Origin of the sequence: Oribacterium sinus (assembly GCF_963553175.1) — a bacterium.
GTDB lineage: Bacteria > Bacillota > Clostridia > Lachnospirales > Lachnospiraceae > Oribacterium > Oribacterium sinus_B.
The window spans coordinates 20776-38561 of sequence record NZ_CAUVME010000024.1 but is presented as its reverse complement, the minus strand read 5'-3'; the positions used below and the strand labels follow the sequence as shown (position 1 = coordinate 38561).

Genomic DNA, 17786 nt, shown 5'->3' with positions numbered 1-17786 from the left:
AGAAGTAAAATCTACTGGGGGATAGATGAGTAGAATTTACTTTTTCATTTTTGGACCGGAATAAGCTTGTATTTCACTCTTGCCATGGAGAAAGAAGCTGTGCTATACTGCGGGAGATGCCACAATAGCACAGTCGGTAGTGCATCTGATTCGTAATCAGAAGGTCACCAGTTCAAGTCTGGTTTGTGGCCTCTCTTCAGCAGGGAAGTGCTCTTGGCTTCCCTGCTTTTTTGTTTCGGTGGATGCTATTTTTGGAAAAAGCGGTCGATAGATAGAATAGGGAGTTTGAAGGATATGGAAGAGCAGGGGAAGGAAGAGAAGAAATCAAGCATAGAGCTGAAGAATGAGGAAAAGGAAAGGCAGGATTTTTCGTATAGGAATAGTCCTGGGGATGGAGAGAAGAAAAAGGAACAAAAGCGAGTTGCTATCATCCTGTTTTTGGTATTCCTGATGGCAGCTTTATCTTTTTTTCTTCCAAAGGCCTTTAGCAAAAAGGATGGAAGAAAAGTACAGATTTTAAAAAACGGCATTGTTTTGATTGAAAAAAATCTCTCGGAAAACAGCAAAATCTTGATTATGGATAACGAAGCCAGAGAAGTGGACTTTAAGGAAAATCTGGCATCCCTTTCCGATGATGAGGTGAATCCCGCAAAACATGAGGTGAACTTTATAGAAATTAAGGACGGAAAGGTGCTTTGTACGGAATCCAACTGTAATAATCAAATCTGTGTACATACTCCTGCCATCAGTGAGGAAAATCAGGACTTACCCATTGTTTGCCTACCCCACGGATTAATTATTCAAATTATTACAAAATCCTAACATTTCCCGAGATTAGCTTACAAATCTCATTTCGAACTTGCGAAAAGAGAAGCTATGCTTTATCATGCAGAGGTATCGTTTTATTAAAAAAGGAAAAGAAAATGAAGAAGAATTGGAAAATTTTAGTAGTGAATTCAATTTGCCTGCTTTCACTTTTTTCCGCCATTCCGGCTTATGCAGGTCGTTGGCAGAAGGGAAACGGCAAGAACAGCAATAAATGGTGGTACAATCATCAGGATGGAACCTATCCTAAGTCTACCTGGGCTTGGATTGACGGTAACGGCGACGGCATCGCAGAGTGCTATTATTTTGATGCCAACGGATGGCTAAAGTCCAATACCACTGTGGAAGGCTATAAGGTAGATACTACCGGCGCCTGGCTTAAGGATGGCGTTGTGCAGGTGAAGGCAATCGGAGAAGCGGGAGTTTATACCAACGGTAAGAGTGAGTCCAGCTCCGGAACTATTGATGTAATGGGATCGGATTTGGATTTAGGAACAGCCGTTTCCGATCAGGAGAACCAGAAGCCTTCTGTGGAGAAGAAGAGCTCCGCTTCCAAGAAGGCAAGTGCAAAGGAAGAAAAGAAGAGCGGACAGGATGTTCTTGACTTTTCCGGCTCTTATTCCGGCCCTGAAGTAGAAGGAGACAGCAACCTTGCAACGGAAAAAACCGTTAAGAACAAGGCTGAGAATTTCAGCGGAAATGTTGGAAACAGTGCACAGGATTTGAAGAAGTCCGAGGCTACGGAGCTGATCAGCTATGCCCGTTCCTTTATTGCGGTGCTTCCTTATAAGGTGGCAGGAACTTCTCTTACAACCGGTGCGGATTGTTCCGGATTTACCCAGGAGGTATTTAAGAAGTTTGGCATTTCCATTCCCAGAGATTCTCGTTCCCAGTATGCTTCCGCGCAGAAGATTTCCGCGGAAGAGTTACAGCCCGGTGATTTAGTATTTTACGGCTCCTCTCCAAGCACCATTTATCATGTGGGAATTTATTCCGGAAACGGAACCATTATCCACTGTACCAGAACCGGTGACTTCGTTCGGGAGCATGATGTTTTCTACAAGAAGCCATACGGATACGGAAGATACACAAAATAATTTTCTTTTCTTTAATTTCATAGATAAAAAATCAGCAAAAGATCGATAAATTCGGCTCATACCGATTTATCGGTCTTTTTTCATGTTCTTAACGAGTATCGCACGCGTAGTGTGCGATATCTCGTTTGAAACTTTCTGAAATTTTTTCAGTTTCATTTCAGCAAAGCTTTCTATACTGGGGCTATCTCAAAAAGAAAGGAGATGTTGGAATTGAAAAAGCAGAACATATTCAAAAGATTTGAGAAAAAATATTTACTGACAAAAAATCAATATGAAAGACTTTTAGAAAAGCTTCAGGGGAAAATACTGGAAGACGCTTATCCTCACTACAGTATTTACAGTCTGTACTTTGATAACGATAGCTTCTCCTCAGTCAGAAAATCCATAGAAAAGCCAAAGTATAAAGAAAAGCTGAGACTTCGGTCCTATGGCTTGCCCAATCAAGATAAGGAATTGTTTTTGGAACTGAAGAAAAAATATCAAGGAGTAGTGTATAAAAGAAGAATTTCTCTTTCTTATCAGGAAGCGGAGGATTATCTCTTCCGTAAGATTCATCCCAAGGAGGAGAGCCAAATATTCCGGGAAATTGATTACAGCAGAAAGAAGGAGGGGCTGGAGCCGAAGGTCATGATTCGTTACGACCGGGATGCTTATATGGGAAAGGAAGACTCGGAATTTCGAATCACTTTTGATCGAAACATTCTAGGCTACGCCTTACAGGGAAGCTTAGACAGAGAAGAAGAGGGCTTTAAGCTTCTACAAAACGGAGAGGTTCTGATGGAAGTAAAAAGCAGCGGTGTTCTTCCCCTATGGTTTAGTCAAATCCTATCCGAGGAATCCATTTTTATGGGAAATTTTTCAAAATACGGAAATTATTATAAAAGCGTTATCTTCCCGAATTTGCGATTCGGAATGGAAGAAAAACAAAAGGAGATTTATACACTAAGATTCTCCGATTCGGAGATATGGAAGAAGCAGCCTTTAGCACAAAAAGCTTTAGGCAGAATGGAGGCAGTATGTTAGAGAGCATTTTCACAGGAAGCTTAAGTCCCGAGGTATTCCTGATTTGTTTGGGGGCATCCATAGTTTATGGCCTGGTGATAGCCTTTTGCCACAGCTTTAAAAATAAAAGTTCCTCCAATCTATTTGTGGCCTTGGCTTTACTCCCGGCCATGGTACAAACCGTCATAATGCTGGTAAACGGAAATGTAGGAACGGGAGTTGCGGTGGCAGGAGCATTTTCTCTGGTGAGATTCCGATCCGCACCGGGAAATGCCAAGGAAATTACAGCTATCTTCCTGGCTATGGCGGTAGGACTGGCCTGCGGTATAGGATACATTGCCTTAGGAGGCATTTTAGCAGTCAGCTTAAGTTTACTGTCTATTCTGTTCCAAAACGGTATCTTCCAAAACTGGGGAAAGAAAGACCGATACTTAAAGATTACCATGCCGGAAAACCTGGATTATGAAGAGGTTTTTCAAGACATTTTCAAAGAATATACCGGTGTTTCGGAATTATTGCAGGTTAAAACCGTAAACCTGGGTTCTTTATTTGAACTGCAGTATAAGGTACAGCTGAAATCCGATAAAAAAGAAAAAGATTTCTTAGATGCCTTGAGAGTTCGTAACGGTAATCTGGAGCTCTATCTGGCGCGCAGTATGGATGAGCGGGCAAGTTTATAAAATGGGATTCTAAAGCTTTAGTTGCCCTTTTTGGGAACAAGAAAAGGATGAAAAAGGGAAGCTATGAAAAAATAAAGAAGGATTATTTTACAGAGAATTATTTAACTAAAGAGTACAGAAAGGAAAAGAAAAAATGAAGAAGAAAATGAAGGTAAATTACAATAAGCTTGCAGCCTTGGCTTTAGGTCTGGAATTAAGTAGCATTATGGTGGCCTGCGGAAGTACAGCCAATGCGGCACAGAATAAAACAGTGAGCAATAATACACAGGCTACAAGCCAAAAGCCGGCGGAAAAGTCTACGGGAAGTGAAACGAAGATTACCGTGGAAAATGGAGAGATTAAAACAAACGGAAATGGCGTTTCTGTAGAGGGAAAAACCATTACCATTTCCACTGCAGGAACTTATAGACTTTCCGGAAATTTGGAGGATGGACAGGTCGTTATTGCGGCGGGAGATACCCATAAGGTCAATTTGATTTTGGATAACTTTAGCATCAGCAATAAGGAAACAGCTCCAATCTATGTGAAGACCTCCGGAGATTTCACCCTAACTCTGGCGGAGAATTCCAAGAACTCCGTACAGGATCTTAGAGCGGCCAATACCACAGAAGACAGCAATTCCAATTCTTCCAATAGTAAGACGGAGGATATTCCCGATGCGGCAATTTACAGTAAATCCGATTTGATTCTAAGCGGAAGCGGCAGTCTGGAAGTGAAAGGAAATTACGAGGACGGTATCCATGGAAAGGACAGCTTAACGATTGAAGGCGGAAACTATACTGTTGAAGCGACAAAGCACGGCATTAACGGTAAATATAATCTGACCATCAATGACGGAAGCTTTACGATAACTGCCGGACAGGATGGCTTTAACACCAATGGAGATATGACGGTATCCAAGGGAAGCTATACTCTTTCCGTTTCCGACGACGGTATGCATGCAGACGGTAAGCTGGTGGTAAATGAAGGAAACGTAAATATCGAGAACTCCAATGAGGGACTGGAGGGCGCTTCTATTGATATTCATGGAGGTACGATTACCGTAAAGTCTCAGGACGACGGTTTAAATGCGGCCAGCGATAACAGTTCCGGAAACGAATTTGCGGCACAGGAAGGGGTATATATCAACATCAATGGCGGTACCCTTCGGGTAAATGCAGGAGGTGACGGTCTGGATTCCAACGGAGACTTAAGCATTAGCGGCGGAACTCTTATAGTAGATGGCGCCGGACACGGAAACGGACCCTTAGATTACGACGGAACAGGCACCATTACCGGCGGTACGGTTTTGGTAGCCGGAAACAACGAAATGTTCCAGACCTTTGACGGAAACAGCTCTACCCAGGCCTTTGTAGTAGATTATCTCAGCAATAATCAAAATGCGGGAAGCACAATTAAAATTACAGACAGCAACGGAAAAGATATCTTTAATGTTTCCGATTTGCAAAACAGCTACGGCGTAGTACTGTTCTCCTCACCAGAGCTTAGCAATAATCAGAGCTATAAGCTTTCCGCAGGAGAAAATACAGAGGAATTTACGGTAAGCGCTATTGCCAATACCTTAGGAAACGGTAATGCTATGGGCGGCGGAATGGGCCATGGCGGCCCACAGGGAGGTGCTCCAAACGGAGGCTTTAACGGCGGACAAAATGGAGGACAGAATGGTGGCGGTCCGCAGGGCGGCCCTCCAAATGGAGGATTCCAAGGTGGCATGAACGGCGACCAAGGAAGACAAGGGGGCAGAGGGCAAGGTCATCAGAATGGCAACCAAGGAATGCCCGGAGACAGAGGTCAAGGAATGCCCGGCGAGATGGGCGGATTCCCCGGTGGGGATGGCAACAACTTTCCCGGCAATCCACCCAGCGACAATGGCATGGGAATGCCTCCAATGAATAACGGTCAGGGCATGGAACGAGGCGGTATGAACGGTGACCAGGGAATGCCCGGCGGCAGAGAACAGGGTGGCATGAATGGAAATCCGGGAATGCCCGGCGATAGAGCTCAGGGCGGCATGAATAATGGTCAGGGCATGGAAAGAGGAAACAGACCGGATGGACAGGGAAGTAAGAAGAATAAGCAGAAGAATTCCAAATCTTCCAATAGTCAATCTCAAAAGGATTCCCAAAAGAATTCGAACTCCCATTCTAATTCGGAGAAATCTTCCCGGAATAATTCCAAGGGAAGTTCTTCTCGGAGTAAGTCACAGACACAGGACAAGCAGTCCGCTCAGAACTCAGAGAGGAATCGGAATCAGCAAGAACCCCAGGGGAATTAGACTGAATAAAAATTGAATAGTCTAGGGAAGAGATTCATTTTTCCTTTACAAGCTTTCCTGAATTGGATATGATGTTATGGATTATATCAAGATTTTTCAGAGCGAAAAGGAAAGGAAAGCTATGAATTTATTCTCTCAAAAGAAACAGCAAAAAAAGACTAAGATGGTACTTACCGGTATCCTAATCCTTAGTCTTTTTTGTCTGTCTATGATATTTACCGCCTTTGCAGGACCGGGGGAGCTTTATCAGAAAAAACTGGAATCCCAAAGTTCTACATCCAGTAACGATACGGAGATTCGGATTGGCAAAAAACTATTCCAAACAGAGGTAGGAAAAAAGGAAGATCAGCTTCTTGTAATGTTGGACCATGAATTGAGCCTTTGGAACAAGGGAGAGGATCGGTTTTATTTACAATGGAAGACCTATAGCGGATATGGCAGAAACGGTCTAAAGGAAGGGACGGAAAGAAAGGAAGGAGACGGAACCACGCCTTTAGGTGCTTATCCTATTTCCTTTGCCTTTGGCTTTCCAAGCTCTGTAAATACCAAGCTTTCTTATAAGCAGATTCAAAAGACTTCCTATTGGTCCGGAGAGAAAAATACTTACAACACCTGGGTGGAAAGTCCTACAAAGATTGCCGGTGAAAGATTGTATTCCTATAAGATTTGCTATGAAAAGGCTTTGGCTATCGGATTTAATCAAAATCCCGTGGTATTTGGTAGAGGCTCCGCTATTTTCTTACATATCAAAGCGCCGGATACCTGGGAGAGCTCCGGCTGTATCACTATTGAAAAGCAGGCGATGGAAGAGTTGTTGCCCCTTCTGAAGGAAAAGCTGAGTATTATTACCTTACAAAAAGAGGATGAACTTCAAAAGTATTAAAATATTCGGAAGCATCTAAAGAGCTTTAAAAAGTATGATAGTTTTTGAAGAGCATTTAAGCTTTTAAAGCGTTTTAAGGCATTTTTATAAAATGTTGCAAGGAACTATGGAATGGAATCCACAGTATTGAAGGAGGAGAAATGGATAACAAGAAAAAACGTTTGATTCGGGACTATTGTTATATGATTATAGGCTCCCTATTAATTTCCATTGCCTCCAAAAATATTTATGATCCGGCAGGATTAATTATCGGAGGAGTTTCGGGTATATCCATTATCCTTCGACACCTATTCGGTTTGCCCTTGTGGTTAAGTAATACCGTTATCAATATTCCCCTTTTTGCTCTGGGCTATCTCACTAAGGGATGGAAATTCATTGCCAGAACTATTTTTGCTACCATGCTTTGCTCCTTTATTTTGTATGTACTTCCGGATTACACTCTGATTCCTGCAGATGATTTATTTTTAGACTCTGTGATTGGTGCCATTCTTATGGGAATTGGCTGCGGCTTGGTCTTTGCGGCATCCAGCACTACCGGTGGAACGGATTTGATGGCTGCGATTATTCAAACTCGCTTTAAGCATATATCCATTGCGAAGCTTTTACAGTTCTGCGACGGTGCTGTAGTGCTTTGGGGATTACAGCTCTTTGGGGTAACCAAGGCCTGCTATGCCATTGTATCCGTATATATTTTCACCAAACTTTGTGATTCCTTTATTGACGGTATGCACTTTGCCAAGGCGGTTACTATTATTTCCAATAAGGGAGAGGAGATTTCCCAATGGATTATGAAAGAGCTGGAACGAGGCGTTACCGGTATTGATGCGAAGGGAATGTATACCAGACAGGGAATTACCATGCTGTACTGTGTGCTGAGTCCCAGAGAGGTGACCAGAGTGAAGGATCAGGTTTACAGTATGGATGACAAGGCGTTCTTTATCATTTCCGATGTAAGAGAAGTACACGGAGAGGGTTTTATCAATCAGAATGAAGATTAAAAGCATTACCATTCGTAAATCCAAAAATATTGTATTGCTTATCTTGGCAGGATTGGTGCTTCTATCCTGCCTTTTTCAGTATCCGGATTTTTCTTATATAATGAGTTTTCCTGTAGAGAAGTATTTTTCCATGCTTTCCATTCTGCTTCTGTCCGTGTATTTGATAGAAAGCCAATATTTGCATCATTTGGTGTACAAGCAGTTAAACCGCAGTAAAACAAGAAAAGGCTTATCCCGCAGATTGATTTTATTTAGCTTTCTATTTTCTACCTTTTTTGGAGATACTTTGAGTCTGTTTGTGATGATTCCCATCACATTGGATAGTCTGGGAAAAGAAAAGAACTGTAAATATCTTTTGGTGCATACTCTGGTTTTACAGCTTTTAGCCGGAGAGATCGGAAGCTTTCTCTTTCCCTACACCAGCCTCTCTTCTCTATATTTGTTTTTGGAATATGGCTATAGCTTTCTGTCCTTCTTACGGATTAGCTTTATCTTCTTCCTTTTTGGAGGAATTTTTTTGCTTCCCTATGTTCTGATTTTTAAAGAGGAAGAAAATGCCGTATTTCAGGGGAATTTCAGGGAAAGCAAGCTGGATACCAATGCTCTGATTCATTTTTCCCTGTTTTCCCTTTTAATATTCTTGTCTTATCCTCGGATTATTCCGATTCTTTTACTTTTTCCCGTCCTTATCTTTTATACGCTTATTTTTCGAAGAAGAATATTTTTAAAGCTGGATGGCTTTCTATTTCTTTTTCTCTTTTTGATTTTGTTGTTAAAGGAAAGTACCTATCATAGTGCAATGCTTAGTCGTTTATTTGGAGAATGGATTCTTGCTCATGAGACTAGCCGAGGCTTTATCCTATCGGAAATTTTCACAAGACTTCCTGCCTCTGTACTGTTGTCCTCCTTCAGTACCAAGGGAAGACAGCTGATTGTGGCTTCCATATTATCTACGATTCATCCCTTGGCGTTAAACTATAGCAGTATTATGGCTATTGTTTTCTTGCGAAGAGCGAAGCTTGTAAACCTGAAGCTTTTTCTTTTGCATTATCTGATGGTGCATGGGCAAATGCTGATTATTCTGTTGTTTTTGGCATTTTTCACCGGTAATTTTTAGGAGAGATCATGAAGTATTATTTTGCTCCATTGGAATCCATTACAGGCTATCCTCTTAGGAATGCCCATAGAGCTTTGTTTCCGGAAACGGACGCTTATTTTAGTCCCTTTATTTCTTCCAATGAGGAAGGGCATTATACCGGAAGAATTGAACGGGATTGTGCAGTAGAGAACAATAATGGCTTAGTGCTGATTCCCCAAATTATGGGAAATCGTCCGGAGTTTGTCCATGCGACTATGGAATATCTGGAGAGTTTGGGATATCTAGAGTGTAATTTAAATCTGGGCTGTCCCAGCGGAACCGTGGTGGCTAAGGGGAAAGGCTCCGGCATGCTTAGAAATCCGATGTTATTGGAAGACTTCTTTCAAGAGCTTTTTTCCTTGTTGAAGGATTCAAAAATGAGAGTCTCCATAAAGACAAGGATAGGTTTAAATACAGAAGGCGAATGGGAAGAGCTTTTTGCGGTATTCAATCATTTTCCTTTTTCGGAAATCATCGTTCATCCCAGAACCCAAAAGCAGTATTATTCCGGCCGAGTGAATTTACATTGTTTTCAAAATATTTGTAAATGCTCTAAGCTTCCCCTTGTATATAATGGAGATGTGGAAACAAAGGAGGATATTTTGTTCCTACAGGAACATTTCCCCGGGATACAGGGAATTATGTGCGGTCGAGGGCTCCTGTCCAATCCGGCTCTTTTTCGGGAAGTTCGAGGCGGAAAGGTATTGGAGGAAGAAGAGTTTAAGCATTTTCTCAGTTTGGTGGAAGAGAATTTTGACAAAGAAATTCAAGGAGAAAGAAATATATTGGCAAAGTACAAAGAATTTTGGAGCTATTTTGCCAAGTCCTATCAAGGCGGTGAAAAAGGCTTAAAGGAGGTTCGAAAGGCTAAAAATTTGGCGGAATACAAGGCGGCCAAATATCGCTTTTTTGCAGAAAGCCATTTTCAAGTAAGGGAGGGATTAAGCCTATGCTTTTAGAGTATCCTCTTTTTTATCCGGATTTTGCCTGTATTGGGCAAGCTTGTAAGGACAGCTGTTGCAGAGATTGGCTAATTGACATTGATTTTGAGACCGCGGAAAAGTATCAAAATATGGGCGGCGCTTTAGGAGAGAAGCTGAGAAGAAAGCTTCATAAGAAGGACGGCGAATTCTATTTTGATGTGGAGAAGGATGGAAGATGTCCATTTCTTCAGGAGGATGGTCTTTGTGAAATCCAAAGATGCAGGGGGGAAGAAGAGCTTTCCAAGGTCTGCGATGCTTATCCCAGAAGAGAATCCATGGTTTATCCCTATATGCAGCTGGACCTGCATTTATCCTGTGAAGAGGCTGCTAAGGCTATCCTGTCCTGGAAGGGGGAACTGATTCGGGAAGAGCTGGAGGATGAAAGGCTTTCTGAAAAGGAGAATATTTCGGAAAACAGCACTGGGGAAAGCGGGCAGAATGAGCTTTTGGTTTCTCTTTTGGCTTTTCGCCAAGGTCTTTGGGAGGCCTTACCCGACTTTCCTAAGGATATTCATGGATTTTTTGCGGAGCTGAAAACGGTATTTTTACAGGGAGAAGAGCTTTTGTTTTATGAAAATACAGCTTTTCCATATTGTAAAGAACTGGAAGCCTTGGAAAACGGATTAACGGAGCCGTTTTTTTCAGAGGAAAGCTTTAGAGAATATTGTAAAATGAATGAGGAAATTCAAGGGAGAGGCGAATTGTGGAAGAGTTTTCTGACAATTTTTCATAGGGCGGAAAAGGATTTGCAGAATAAAATGCAAAGCTTTTACAGAGAAAGAGAAAAGCTATATTTGGAAGAGTTTTGCAGATATTACACGTTTCGCTACTTAATGACAGGATTAAAGAAAAAATCCATTTTGCCTTTATTTCATCTTATCAGAAAGTGTATTCTTTGGATGGTTTATACGGATTCGCTCTTACAATATTATGCAAAGGAAGAGGAAAAAAAGCTTTTCTTCTTTGGGGAGGAAAAGGCCTTTTTCAGGGTAGCGGTATTCTTTTCCAAAGAGGTGGAACACCAAAAAAAGAATATGGATTTATTTCTGGAATAAAGAATAAAAAAACAGATGCAAATATTTCAAAAAGCAGTATAATAACTTTTTTGTTGTAGGGGATTTGGAGTGGATTTCATGCATAATGAATCTTCCGAAAAGAGCTTTTTTAAAAATGTGGCAGTTTAGTAAAAAAATAGGAGGGAAAGATGGACAAGATCGGTTTTGATAATGAGCAGTATTTAAAAACCCAGTCAGAGCATATCAAGGAAAGAATTGCGAAGTTCGGCGGGAAGCTATATCTGGAATTTGGCGGAAAACTCTTTGACGACTATCATGCCAGCAGAGTATTGCCCGGATTCCATCCGGACAGTAAGATTCGGATGCTGGGAGAGCTTAAGGATGATGCGGAAATCGTGATTGCTATCCATGCCGGTGATATAGAGAAGAATAAGGTCAGAGGTGATTTGGGCATTACCTATGATATGGATGTGCTTCGTTTAATTGACGCCTTCCGGGGATATGGCCTTTATGTGGGTTCCGTGGTTTTAACTCGTTTTACCGGACAGGAAAGCGCTATTGCTTATCAGCGTAAGCTTGAGTCCCTGGGAATAAAGGTCTATCGCCACTATTCCATTCCTTCCTATCCCTCCAATGTTCCCCTGATTATCAGTGACGAGGGCTTCGGAAAAAATGATTATATTGAAACCTCCCGCTCCTTGATTGTGGTAACAGCACCGGGACCGGGTTCAGGAAAGATGGCAGTTTGTCTTTCTCAGCTTTATCAAGAGCATAAGCATGGGGTAAATGCAGGATATGCCAAGTTTGAGACCTTCCCGATTTGGAATATTCCCTTGCAGCACCCGGTCAACCTGGCCTATGAAGCGGCTACAGCAGATTTAAATGATATCAATATGATTGACCCGTATCATTTGGAGGCTTACGGTGTAAGCACCGTAAACTATAATCGTGATGTGGAGGTCTTTCCGGTCTTAAAGGCCATGTTTAATAAAATTTACGGAAGCTCTCCCTACCAGTCACCTACGGATATGGGAGTCAATATGGCCGGAAACTGTATTATCGATGAGGACGCGGTTTGTAAGGCCTCTCAACAGGAAATTATCCGAAGATATTATGCGGCTTTGGTAGAAAAAAGAAAGGGAAGCATTTCTTCTGATATAGTGGAGAAGGAAGAGCTTTTAATGGAGAAAGCCAATATCAGTATTGCGGACCGTCCCGTTGTTGCTGCTGCAAAACAAAAGGCGGAACTGACCAACGGCCCCGCTGCCGCAATTTCTCTTCCGGATGGCAGTATTGTTACCGGAAAGACCACTCCTTTATTGGGAGCTTGTGCAGCCATGCTGCTTAATGCATTGAAAAAATGTGCGGGACTTCCGGATGATTTAAAGGTGATTTCTCCGGAAATCATTGAGCCTATTCAGCATTTAAAGGTGGAGCATCTGGGAAATCATAATCCAAGACTTCATACCGATGAGATTTTGATTGCTTTAACAATTTCCGCCAATACGGATGAAAATGCGGAGAAGTGTATGGAGCAGCTGGCACAGCTCAATCAGTGTGAAATGCATTCCACGGTGATTCTTTCTCAGATTGATGAAAAAACCCTTGGAAAATTGGGAATTCGTTTAAGCTGTGAGCCACAGTATCAAAATAAGAAATTATTCCATTCCTAAACGTCGGATACGTAAAGGAAATTAGTACAATAGAGCTATCCTATATTGTTTATCGGATACATAATTTAGAAAAAACTGTCGGGAAAATACTTATTGAAAGCTGAAATAAATCCTTGACGGTTTTTTCTTTTTTTATAATTGTTAGTGTATACTAACAAAAAAACGACCTGTTAATTTTTTGTCTATTATGCACTCTGCACAAAAAATTAATTCTTTTTTTAAACAGAAAGAAAAAGTTTTTTGTGTTATACTGCAAGTATGAACCCTAAGCTAGGGATGGAAGAGTCTATAGCAAGACGCAATAGCGTCTTGGCAAAGGAGAAAAAATGAGCAGGTTAATAATTGTAACTGAAAATGAAGCCCAAAAAACCGTAGAAGGCCTTTACCGAGACATAGAGCGAAGAATTCAGGCGTCCCAGCCTGGTCTTTGTCCTGTTGACTTGGCAGAGGCTTTTGTTCATGTATGTCATTCCCAATCCTGTGGAAAGTGTACTCCCTGTAGAGTGGGACTTGGACAGTTGGAAGGTCTGATTGAATCCGTATTGGACGGTTCTGCGGATATGGATACTTTAAAGACCATCGAGAAAACTGCAGAAGGAATCTATAACTCTGCAGATTGCGCCATTGGATTTGAAGCGGCGAAGATGGTGCTTAGAGGAATCCGCGGTTTCTACGAGGACTATGCGGAGCATGTACAGCATGGACGTTGTTTTGCCAAGCTAAGCCAGCCGGTTCCTTGCGTATCCCTTTGTCCTGCCCATGTAGACGTTCCCGGATATGTTTCTTTGATTCATGAAGGTCGTTACGGAGATGCGGTACAGTTGATTCGAAAGGATAATCCCTTCCCTGCTGCCTGCGGTTTAATCTGCGAGCATCCCTGTGAGCTTCGTTGCAGAAGAACCATGGTGGATAAGGCGATTAATATTCGTGGACTTAAGCGCTATGCGGTAGAGCATGAGGGAGAGATTCCCGCACCGAAGATTATGGATAAGACCGGAAAGAAGATTGCTATCGTAGGTGGCGGTCCCTCCGGCTTAAGTGCTGCTTATTACCTTAGCATTATGGGACATGATGTTATGGTATATGAGCAGAGAAAGCAGCTGGGAGGAATGCTCCGTTATGGAATTCCGGCTTATAGACTTCCCAGAGAAATCCTGGATCACGAAATTGACGGCTTAAAGAAGGCCGGCTTCCAGGTTAAGACGGATGTCTCCATTGGACATGATATCAGCTTAAAGGATTTAAGAAAGCAGTATGATGCGGTTTACGTATCTATCGGTGCCCACACAGATAAGAAGCTTGGTATTCCGGGAGAAGATGCTCAGGGCGTAATTTCCGCTGTAGAGATGCTTAGAAATATTGGAGATGATGATTATCCCGATTTTAGCGGCTTGAATGTCATTGTAGTGGGCGGAGGAAACGTGGCTATGGACGTGGCGCGTTCCGCAATTCGTCTGGGAGCAAAGACCGTAAAGATTGCCTACAGAAGACGTAGAGTAGATATGACCGCTCTACCGGAAGAGGTAGAGGGCGCAATTGCAGACGGTTGCGATATCGTAGAGCTTCATTCCCCGGTTCGCATTGAGAAGGATGAGAATGGACATTGTAAGGGTCTGGTGCTTAAGCCACAGATTATTGGAGGAGTACGTTATGGAAGACCTTCCCCCAAGGATTCTCAGGCACCTGAAGTAGAGCTTAAGGCAGATCTGGTTCTGGTAGCCATCGGTCAGGGTATCGACTTCCGTAAGTTTGAGGAATATCAGGAAATTCCTATTGAATCCGGAAGAATTAATGCCTTAGATACTTCTGCACTGAGGGATGTTGACGGCATTTTTGCAGGAGGAGACTGTGTAACCGGTCCTGCAACCGTAATTCGTGCGATTGCTGCAGGAAAGACTGCTGCGGCTAACATCGATGAGTACCTTGGCTACTGCCATGAGATTACCTCTGAAATCGAACTTCCACCGGTTCGTTTCGATGACAATGCACCTACCGGCCGTGTCAATATGAAAGAGCGTCCTGCCGATGAGCGGGTTAAGGACTTTAAGCTTATGGAGTACGGCATGACAGATGAAGAGGCTTGCCAAGAGTCGGGCAGATGTCTTCACTGTGATCACTTTGGTTATGGTATCTTTAAGGGAGGCAGAGAATGCAAATGGTAAATTGTACAATCGATGGAAAAAAAGTATGTGTTCCGGAGCATACCACCATCCTGGAAGCGGCTAAGGAAATTGGCGTTTATATCCCTACCCTCTGCTACTTCAAGGGCTTAAACGAAATTGGTGCCTGCCGTGTCTGCGTTGTAGAGGTGGAAGGAGACCAGAGACTTCATGCCGCTTGTAACAGCCCTGTGCTGGAGGGAATGGTAGTGCATACCAATTCCAAAAAGGCAAGAGAAGCCAGAAAATGTAACGTAGAGCTGATTTTATCTCAGCACAATGTTACCTGCACCACCTGTGTTCGTTCCGGGAACTGTGCGTTACAGCACGTTGCCAATGACTTGAATATTATGGGAGAAAGCTTTCCTAAGGATCTGCCTAAGCAAAAGGGATCCAAAAGCTTCCCCTTGATTCGAGAATATGACAAATGTATTAAGTGTATGCGTTGTATTCAGGTCTGCGATAAGATTCAGGCTACCCATGTTTGGGATGTTATCAACAGTGGCGGAAAGAGTACGGTAGATGTTCGAGATTTCTATCGTTTGGAGGATTCCCCCTGTTCTCTTTGCGGACAGTGTATTACCCATTGTCCTGTAGGTGCTCTTAGAGAAAGAGATGATACGGATAAGGTTTTGGATGCTTTAGATGATCCGGAGACCATTGTACTGGCACAGATTGCCCCATCCATTCGTACGGCATGGGGAGAGGAATTCGGCTTGGATGCGGAAGAAGCCTCTGTGCAGAGACTGGCCAGCTGCTTAAAGGAAATGGGCTTTGACTATGTATTCGATACCGACTTTGCAGCGGATTTAACCATTATGGAGGAAGCTTCCGAGTTCTTACATAAGTTAACCCATCAGGAAGGGGACTTCCCTATGTTTACCAGCTGCTGTCCCGGTTGGGTTAGATTTATTAAGAGTCATTATCCCGAGTATATTCCGCAGGTTTCTACCTCCAAGTCTCCCCAGCAGATGTTCGGTGCTATTGCCAAGAGCTATTATGCGGATATTTTAAAGGTAAGCCCTAAGAAAATCTTCTCTGTCAGCATCATGCCTTGTCTTGCGAAAAAAGCGGAATGCTCCTATCCCAATATGACAGACAGCGAAGGTAATTTTGATGTAGATGTAGCCTTAACCACAAGAGAGGTGAATCGCTTGATTCGGGCTATGCATATTTCACCCAAGAAGATGAAGGATATAGAGCTGGATATGCCTTTAGGACTGGGCTCCGGTGCAGGTAATATTTTCGGTGCAACCGGCGGTGTTATGGAGGCGGCTTTACGTTCCGCATATTATCTGGCAACAGGAGAGAATCCGGATCCGGATGCTTTCAAGGATGTAAGAGGAATGGACGGCTGGAAAGAATCTTCCTTTGATATTGCCGGCAATAAGCTAAAGATTGCCGTAGTTAACGGATTGGCTAATGCAGATCGCCTTTTAACAGCTCTAAAGAAGGGACAGGTGCATTATGACTTTGTAGAAGTCATGGCCTGCCCGGGAGGTTGTGTAGGCGGTGGTGGCCAGCCGATTCATGATCAGAAGGAAATGGCTGCCCATCGTGCACCGGTTCTCTATAAGCAGGATCGGGAAGGAACCCTTCGTTTCTGTCATGAGAATCCTTCTATCAAGCTGGTTTACCAGGATTATCTGGAGAAACCCCTATCTGAAAGAGCGGAAGAGCTTCTGCATACCAGTCAAAAGGGCTGGCTGATGCCGGGAGAAAGTGAATAAGATATTTTTCTACCATAGAGTTTTCTATTCTATACGGAGAAGGGACTGTAAAAATCAAAATAGTTTTCTTGTTTTGATTTTTTACAGTCCCTTCTCTTTTTTTGCTCTAAAGCAGATATTGCACACCGGGCGGGTGATACTCGTTCAGATTATAAATTCATTTTTATTCATTAGTGTGAATAAAAATGATGAGTTTATGCGATATTAAAGACACAAAATAGAGTCTTTATTTGGTTGTGTCTTTTGATAAAATTAAAAAATTTATTGATAAAAAGAAAGATTTCAAGGATTGTCTAAAAAAAATGCAATCTGATGCCAAAAATTCATTTTATTGTGTCTTGAAAGTCCGGGGCATATCGTGTATATTTCTCTGTAAATTCATTAAAGAAGGAGGGCGCTATGCCAAAGTATATTTTAAAAAGGGCGATTATGTCCTTAATTACAGCCTTTTTGGTAGCAACATTAACATTTTTTGTTATGAACATGGTTCCGGGAGGGCCGTTCTTGTCCGAGAAGGCAGTAACGCCTCAGGCCCAGGCTGCTATGGAGGCGAAATATGGTTTGGATAAGCCCTTGTTTCAGCAATACACCACCTATATGACCGGAATTTTAAAGGGAGACTTCGGTTTATCCATTAAGAAGAGGGGAAGAACGGTATCCCAGATTATCGGGACAAAGTTTCCGGTTTCCGCAAAGGTGGGAGGACTTGCACTAATCCTTGCAGTTTGCACCGGAATTCCTTTAGGGGCCGTAGCTGCATTTAACAGAGGAAAGTTTATTGATAACCTTTTGGTGGTTTTATCCACTGCAGGAATAGCCATTCCTTCCTTTCTGTCCTCTACGATTTTAATTTATATCTTCACCACGAAGTTAAAATGGCTACCTTCTCTTGGCTTAAAGGATGCCCAAAGCTATATTATGCCGGTGGTGGCCTTGGCTTTATATCCCACCTTCTATATGGCACGATTGATGCGTTCTTCCATGCTGGATGTTATGGGGCAGGATTATATGAGAACCGCAAAGGCCAAGGGGGTTACAACTTTTAAAGCAATTTTCAAGCATGCCTTACGAAATGCAATCTTACCGGTAATTACTTATCTTGGACCCTTGCTTGCCGCTTTAATGACCGGTTCTTTCATCATTGAAAAGATTTTCAATATTCCGGGACTTGGTTCGGAGTTCGTAAGCTCTATTACCAGCCGAGATTATCCCATGATTATGGGAACCACCATTTTCCTGGCGGTATTTATTATTATCATGAACCTTTTCGTGGATATTGCTTATGCGATTGTGGATCCGAGAATTAAATTAAAGTAAGGAGAATAAA

At 42.5% G+C, this 17786-nt stretch carries 14 protein-coding genes and 1 tRNA gene; all 15 read left to right on the top strand.

Features of this window, described 5'->3' with window-relative positions:
- Positions 1-118 precede the first annotated feature (118 nt).
- The 15 genes from RYO92_RS07645 (at position 119) to RYO92_RS07575 (ending at position 17776) form a co-directional block, all read left to right on the top strand.
- Positions 119-191, top strand: a tRNA-Thr gene (locus RYO92_RS07645).
- Positions 192-294: 103 nt separating this feature from the next.
- Positions 295-822 (top strand): NusG domain II-containing protein, encoded by a 528-nt coding sequence (locus tag RYO92_RS07640; RefSeq protein ID WP_315370005.1) that lies wholly within the window; start codon positions 295-297, stop codon positions 820-822.
- Positions 823-923: 101 nt separating this feature from the next.
- Entirely contained in the window at positions 924-1922 is a 999-nt protein-coding gene (locus tag RYO92_RS07635) for a C40 family peptidase (RefSeq protein ID WP_315370004.1), read from the top strand.
- Positions 1923-2123: 201 nt separating this feature from the next.
- Positions 2124-2945 carry a polyphosphate polymerase domain-containing protein gene (locus tag RYO92_RS07630; RefSeq protein ID WP_442945635.1) on the top strand — a complete coding sequence of 274 codons (822 nt, stop codon included), beginning with the start codon at positions 2124-2126 and terminating at the stop codon, positions 2943-2945.
- Positions 2939-3604 carry a DUF4956 domain-containing protein gene (locus RYO92_RS07625; RefSeq protein WP_315000534.1) on the top strand — a complete coding sequence of 222 codons (666 nt, stop codon included), beginning with the start codon at positions 2939-2941 and terminating at the stop codon, positions 3602-3604. The genes RYO92_RS07630 and RYO92_RS07625 overlap by 7 nt, the downstream gene beginning before the upstream one ends.
- A gap of 133 nt (positions 3605-3737) precedes the next feature.
- Positions 3738-5879 carry a carbohydrate-binding domain-containing protein gene (locus RYO92_RS07620; RefSeq protein ID WP_315370002.1) on the top strand — a complete coding sequence of 714 codons (2142 nt, stop codon included), beginning with the start codon at positions 3738-3740 and terminating at the stop codon, positions 5877-5879.
- A gap of 76 nt (positions 5880-5955) precedes the next feature.
- Positions 5956-6762, top strand: a complete 807-nt coding sequence (locus RYO92_RS07615; protein WP_315370001.1) for a L,D-transpeptidase family protein — start codon at positions 5956-5958, stop codon at positions 6760-6762.
- Between the two features lie 140 nt (positions 6763-6902).
- On the top strand, positions 6903-7760 hold the full coding sequence (locus tag RYO92_RS07610) for a YitT family protein (protein ID WP_007156188.1): 858 nt from the start codon (positions 6903-6905) through the stop codon (positions 7758-7760).
- A complete protein-coding gene (locus RYO92_RS07605; protein WP_315370000.1) occupies positions 7750-8877 on the top strand; it encodes a hypothetical protein in 1128 nt (375 codons plus the stop codon). Before RYO92_RS07610 ends, RYO92_RS07605 begins: the two co-directional genes overlap by 11 nt.
- Before the next feature lie 8 nt (positions 8878-8885).
- Positions 8886-9857, top strand: coding sequence for a tRNA dihydrouridine synthase (locus RYO92_RS07600; RefSeq protein WP_315369999.1), 972 nt, complete (start codon positions 8886-8888; stop codon positions 9855-9857).
- The gene (gene fliB / locus RYO92_RS07595) at positions 9848-10936 is read left to right on the top strand and encodes a flagellin lysine-N-methylase (RefSeq protein WP_315369998.1); all 1089 of its coding nucleotides are present in this window, start codon (positions 9848-9850) and stop codon (positions 10934-10936) included. The genes RYO92_RS07600 and fliB overlap by 10 nt, the downstream gene beginning before the upstream one ends.
- 149 nt (positions 10937-11085) lie before the next feature.
- Complete coding sequence (locus RYO92_RS07590) at positions 11086-12570, top strand: DUF1846 domain-containing protein (protein ID WP_183683975.1); 1485 nt, start codon at positions 11086-11088, stop codon at positions 12568-12570.
- 326 nt (positions 12571-12896) lie between these two features.
- Complete coding sequence (locus tag RYO92_RS07585) at positions 12897-14732, top strand: NAD(P)-binding protein (RefSeq protein ID WP_315365048.1); 1836 nt, start codon at positions 12897-12899, stop codon at positions 14730-14732.
- Entirely contained in the window at positions 14726-16459 is a 1734-nt protein-coding gene (locus tag RYO92_RS07580) for a [FeFe] hydrogenase, group A (protein WP_315369997.1), read from the top strand. Before RYO92_RS07585 ends, RYO92_RS07580 begins: the two co-directional genes overlap by 7 nt.
- 399 nt (positions 16460-16858) lie before the next feature.
- The gene (locus tag RYO92_RS07575; protein ID WP_183683977.1) at positions 16859-17776 is read left to right on the top strand and encodes an ABC transporter permease; all 918 of its coding nucleotides are present in this window, start codon (positions 16859-16861) and stop codon (positions 17774-17776) included.
- Positions 17777-17786: the final 10 nt, after the last annotated feature.

What these genes read in the sequence shown, in the direction of transcription:
- RYO92_RS07640 (WP_315370005.1), top strand. Translation starts at nt 295, where the DNA reads ATGGAAGAGCAGGGGAAGGAAGAGAAGAAATCAAGCATAGAGCTGAAG.
- RYO92_RS07635 (WP_315370004.1), top strand. Translation starts at nt 924, where the DNA reads ATGAAGAAGAATTGGAAAATTTTAGTAGTGAATTCAATTTGCCTGCTT.
- RYO92_RS07630 (WP_442945635.1), top strand. Translation starts at nt 2,124, where the DNA reads ATGTTGGAATTGAAAAAGCAGAACATATTCAAAAGATTTGAGAAAAAA.
- RYO92_RS07625 (WP_315000534.1), top strand. Translation starts at nt 2,939, where the DNA reads ATGTTAGAGAGCATTTTCACAGGAAGCTTAAGTCCCGAGGTATTCCTG.
- RYO92_RS07620 (WP_315370002.1), top strand. Translation starts at nt 3,738, where the DNA reads ATGAAGAAGAAAATGAAGGTAAATTACAATAAGCTTGCAGCCTTGGCT.
- RYO92_RS07615 (WP_315370001.1), top strand. Translation starts at nt 5,956, where the DNA reads ATGGATTATATCAAGATTTTTCAGAGCGAAAAGGAAAGGAAAGCTATG.
- RYO92_RS07610 (WP_007156188.1), top strand. Translation starts at nt 6,903, where the DNA reads ATGGATAACAAGAAAAAACGTTTGATTCGGGACTATTGTTATATGATT.
- RYO92_RS07605 (WP_315370000.1), top strand. Translation starts at nt 7,750, where the DNA reads ATGAAGATTAAAAGCATTACCATTCGTAAATCCAAAAATATTGTATTG.
- RYO92_RS07600 (WP_315369999.1), top strand. Translation starts at nt 8,886, where the DNA reads ATGAAGTATTATTTTGCTCCATTGGAATCCATTACAGGCTATCCTCTT.
- fliB (WP_315369998.1), top strand. Translation starts at nt 9,848, where the DNA reads ATGCTTTTAGAGTATCCTCTTTTTTATCCGGATTTTGCCTGTATTGGG.
- RYO92_RS07590 (WP_183683975.1), top strand. Translation starts at nt 11,086, where the DNA reads ATGGACAAGATCGGTTTTGATAATGAGCAGTATTTAAAAACCCAGTCA.
- RYO92_RS07585 (WP_315365048.1), top strand. Translation starts at nt 12,897, where the DNA reads ATGAGCAGGTTAATAATTGTAACTGAAAATGAAGCCCAAAAAACCGTA.
- RYO92_RS07580 (WP_315369997.1), top strand. Translation starts at nt 14,726, where the DNA reads ATGGTAAATTGTACAATCGATGGAAAAAAAGTATGTGTTCCGGAGCAT.
- RYO92_RS07575 (WP_183683977.1), top strand. Translation starts at nt 16,859, where the DNA reads ATGCCAAAGTATATTTTAAAAAGGGCGATTATGTCCTTAATTACAGCC.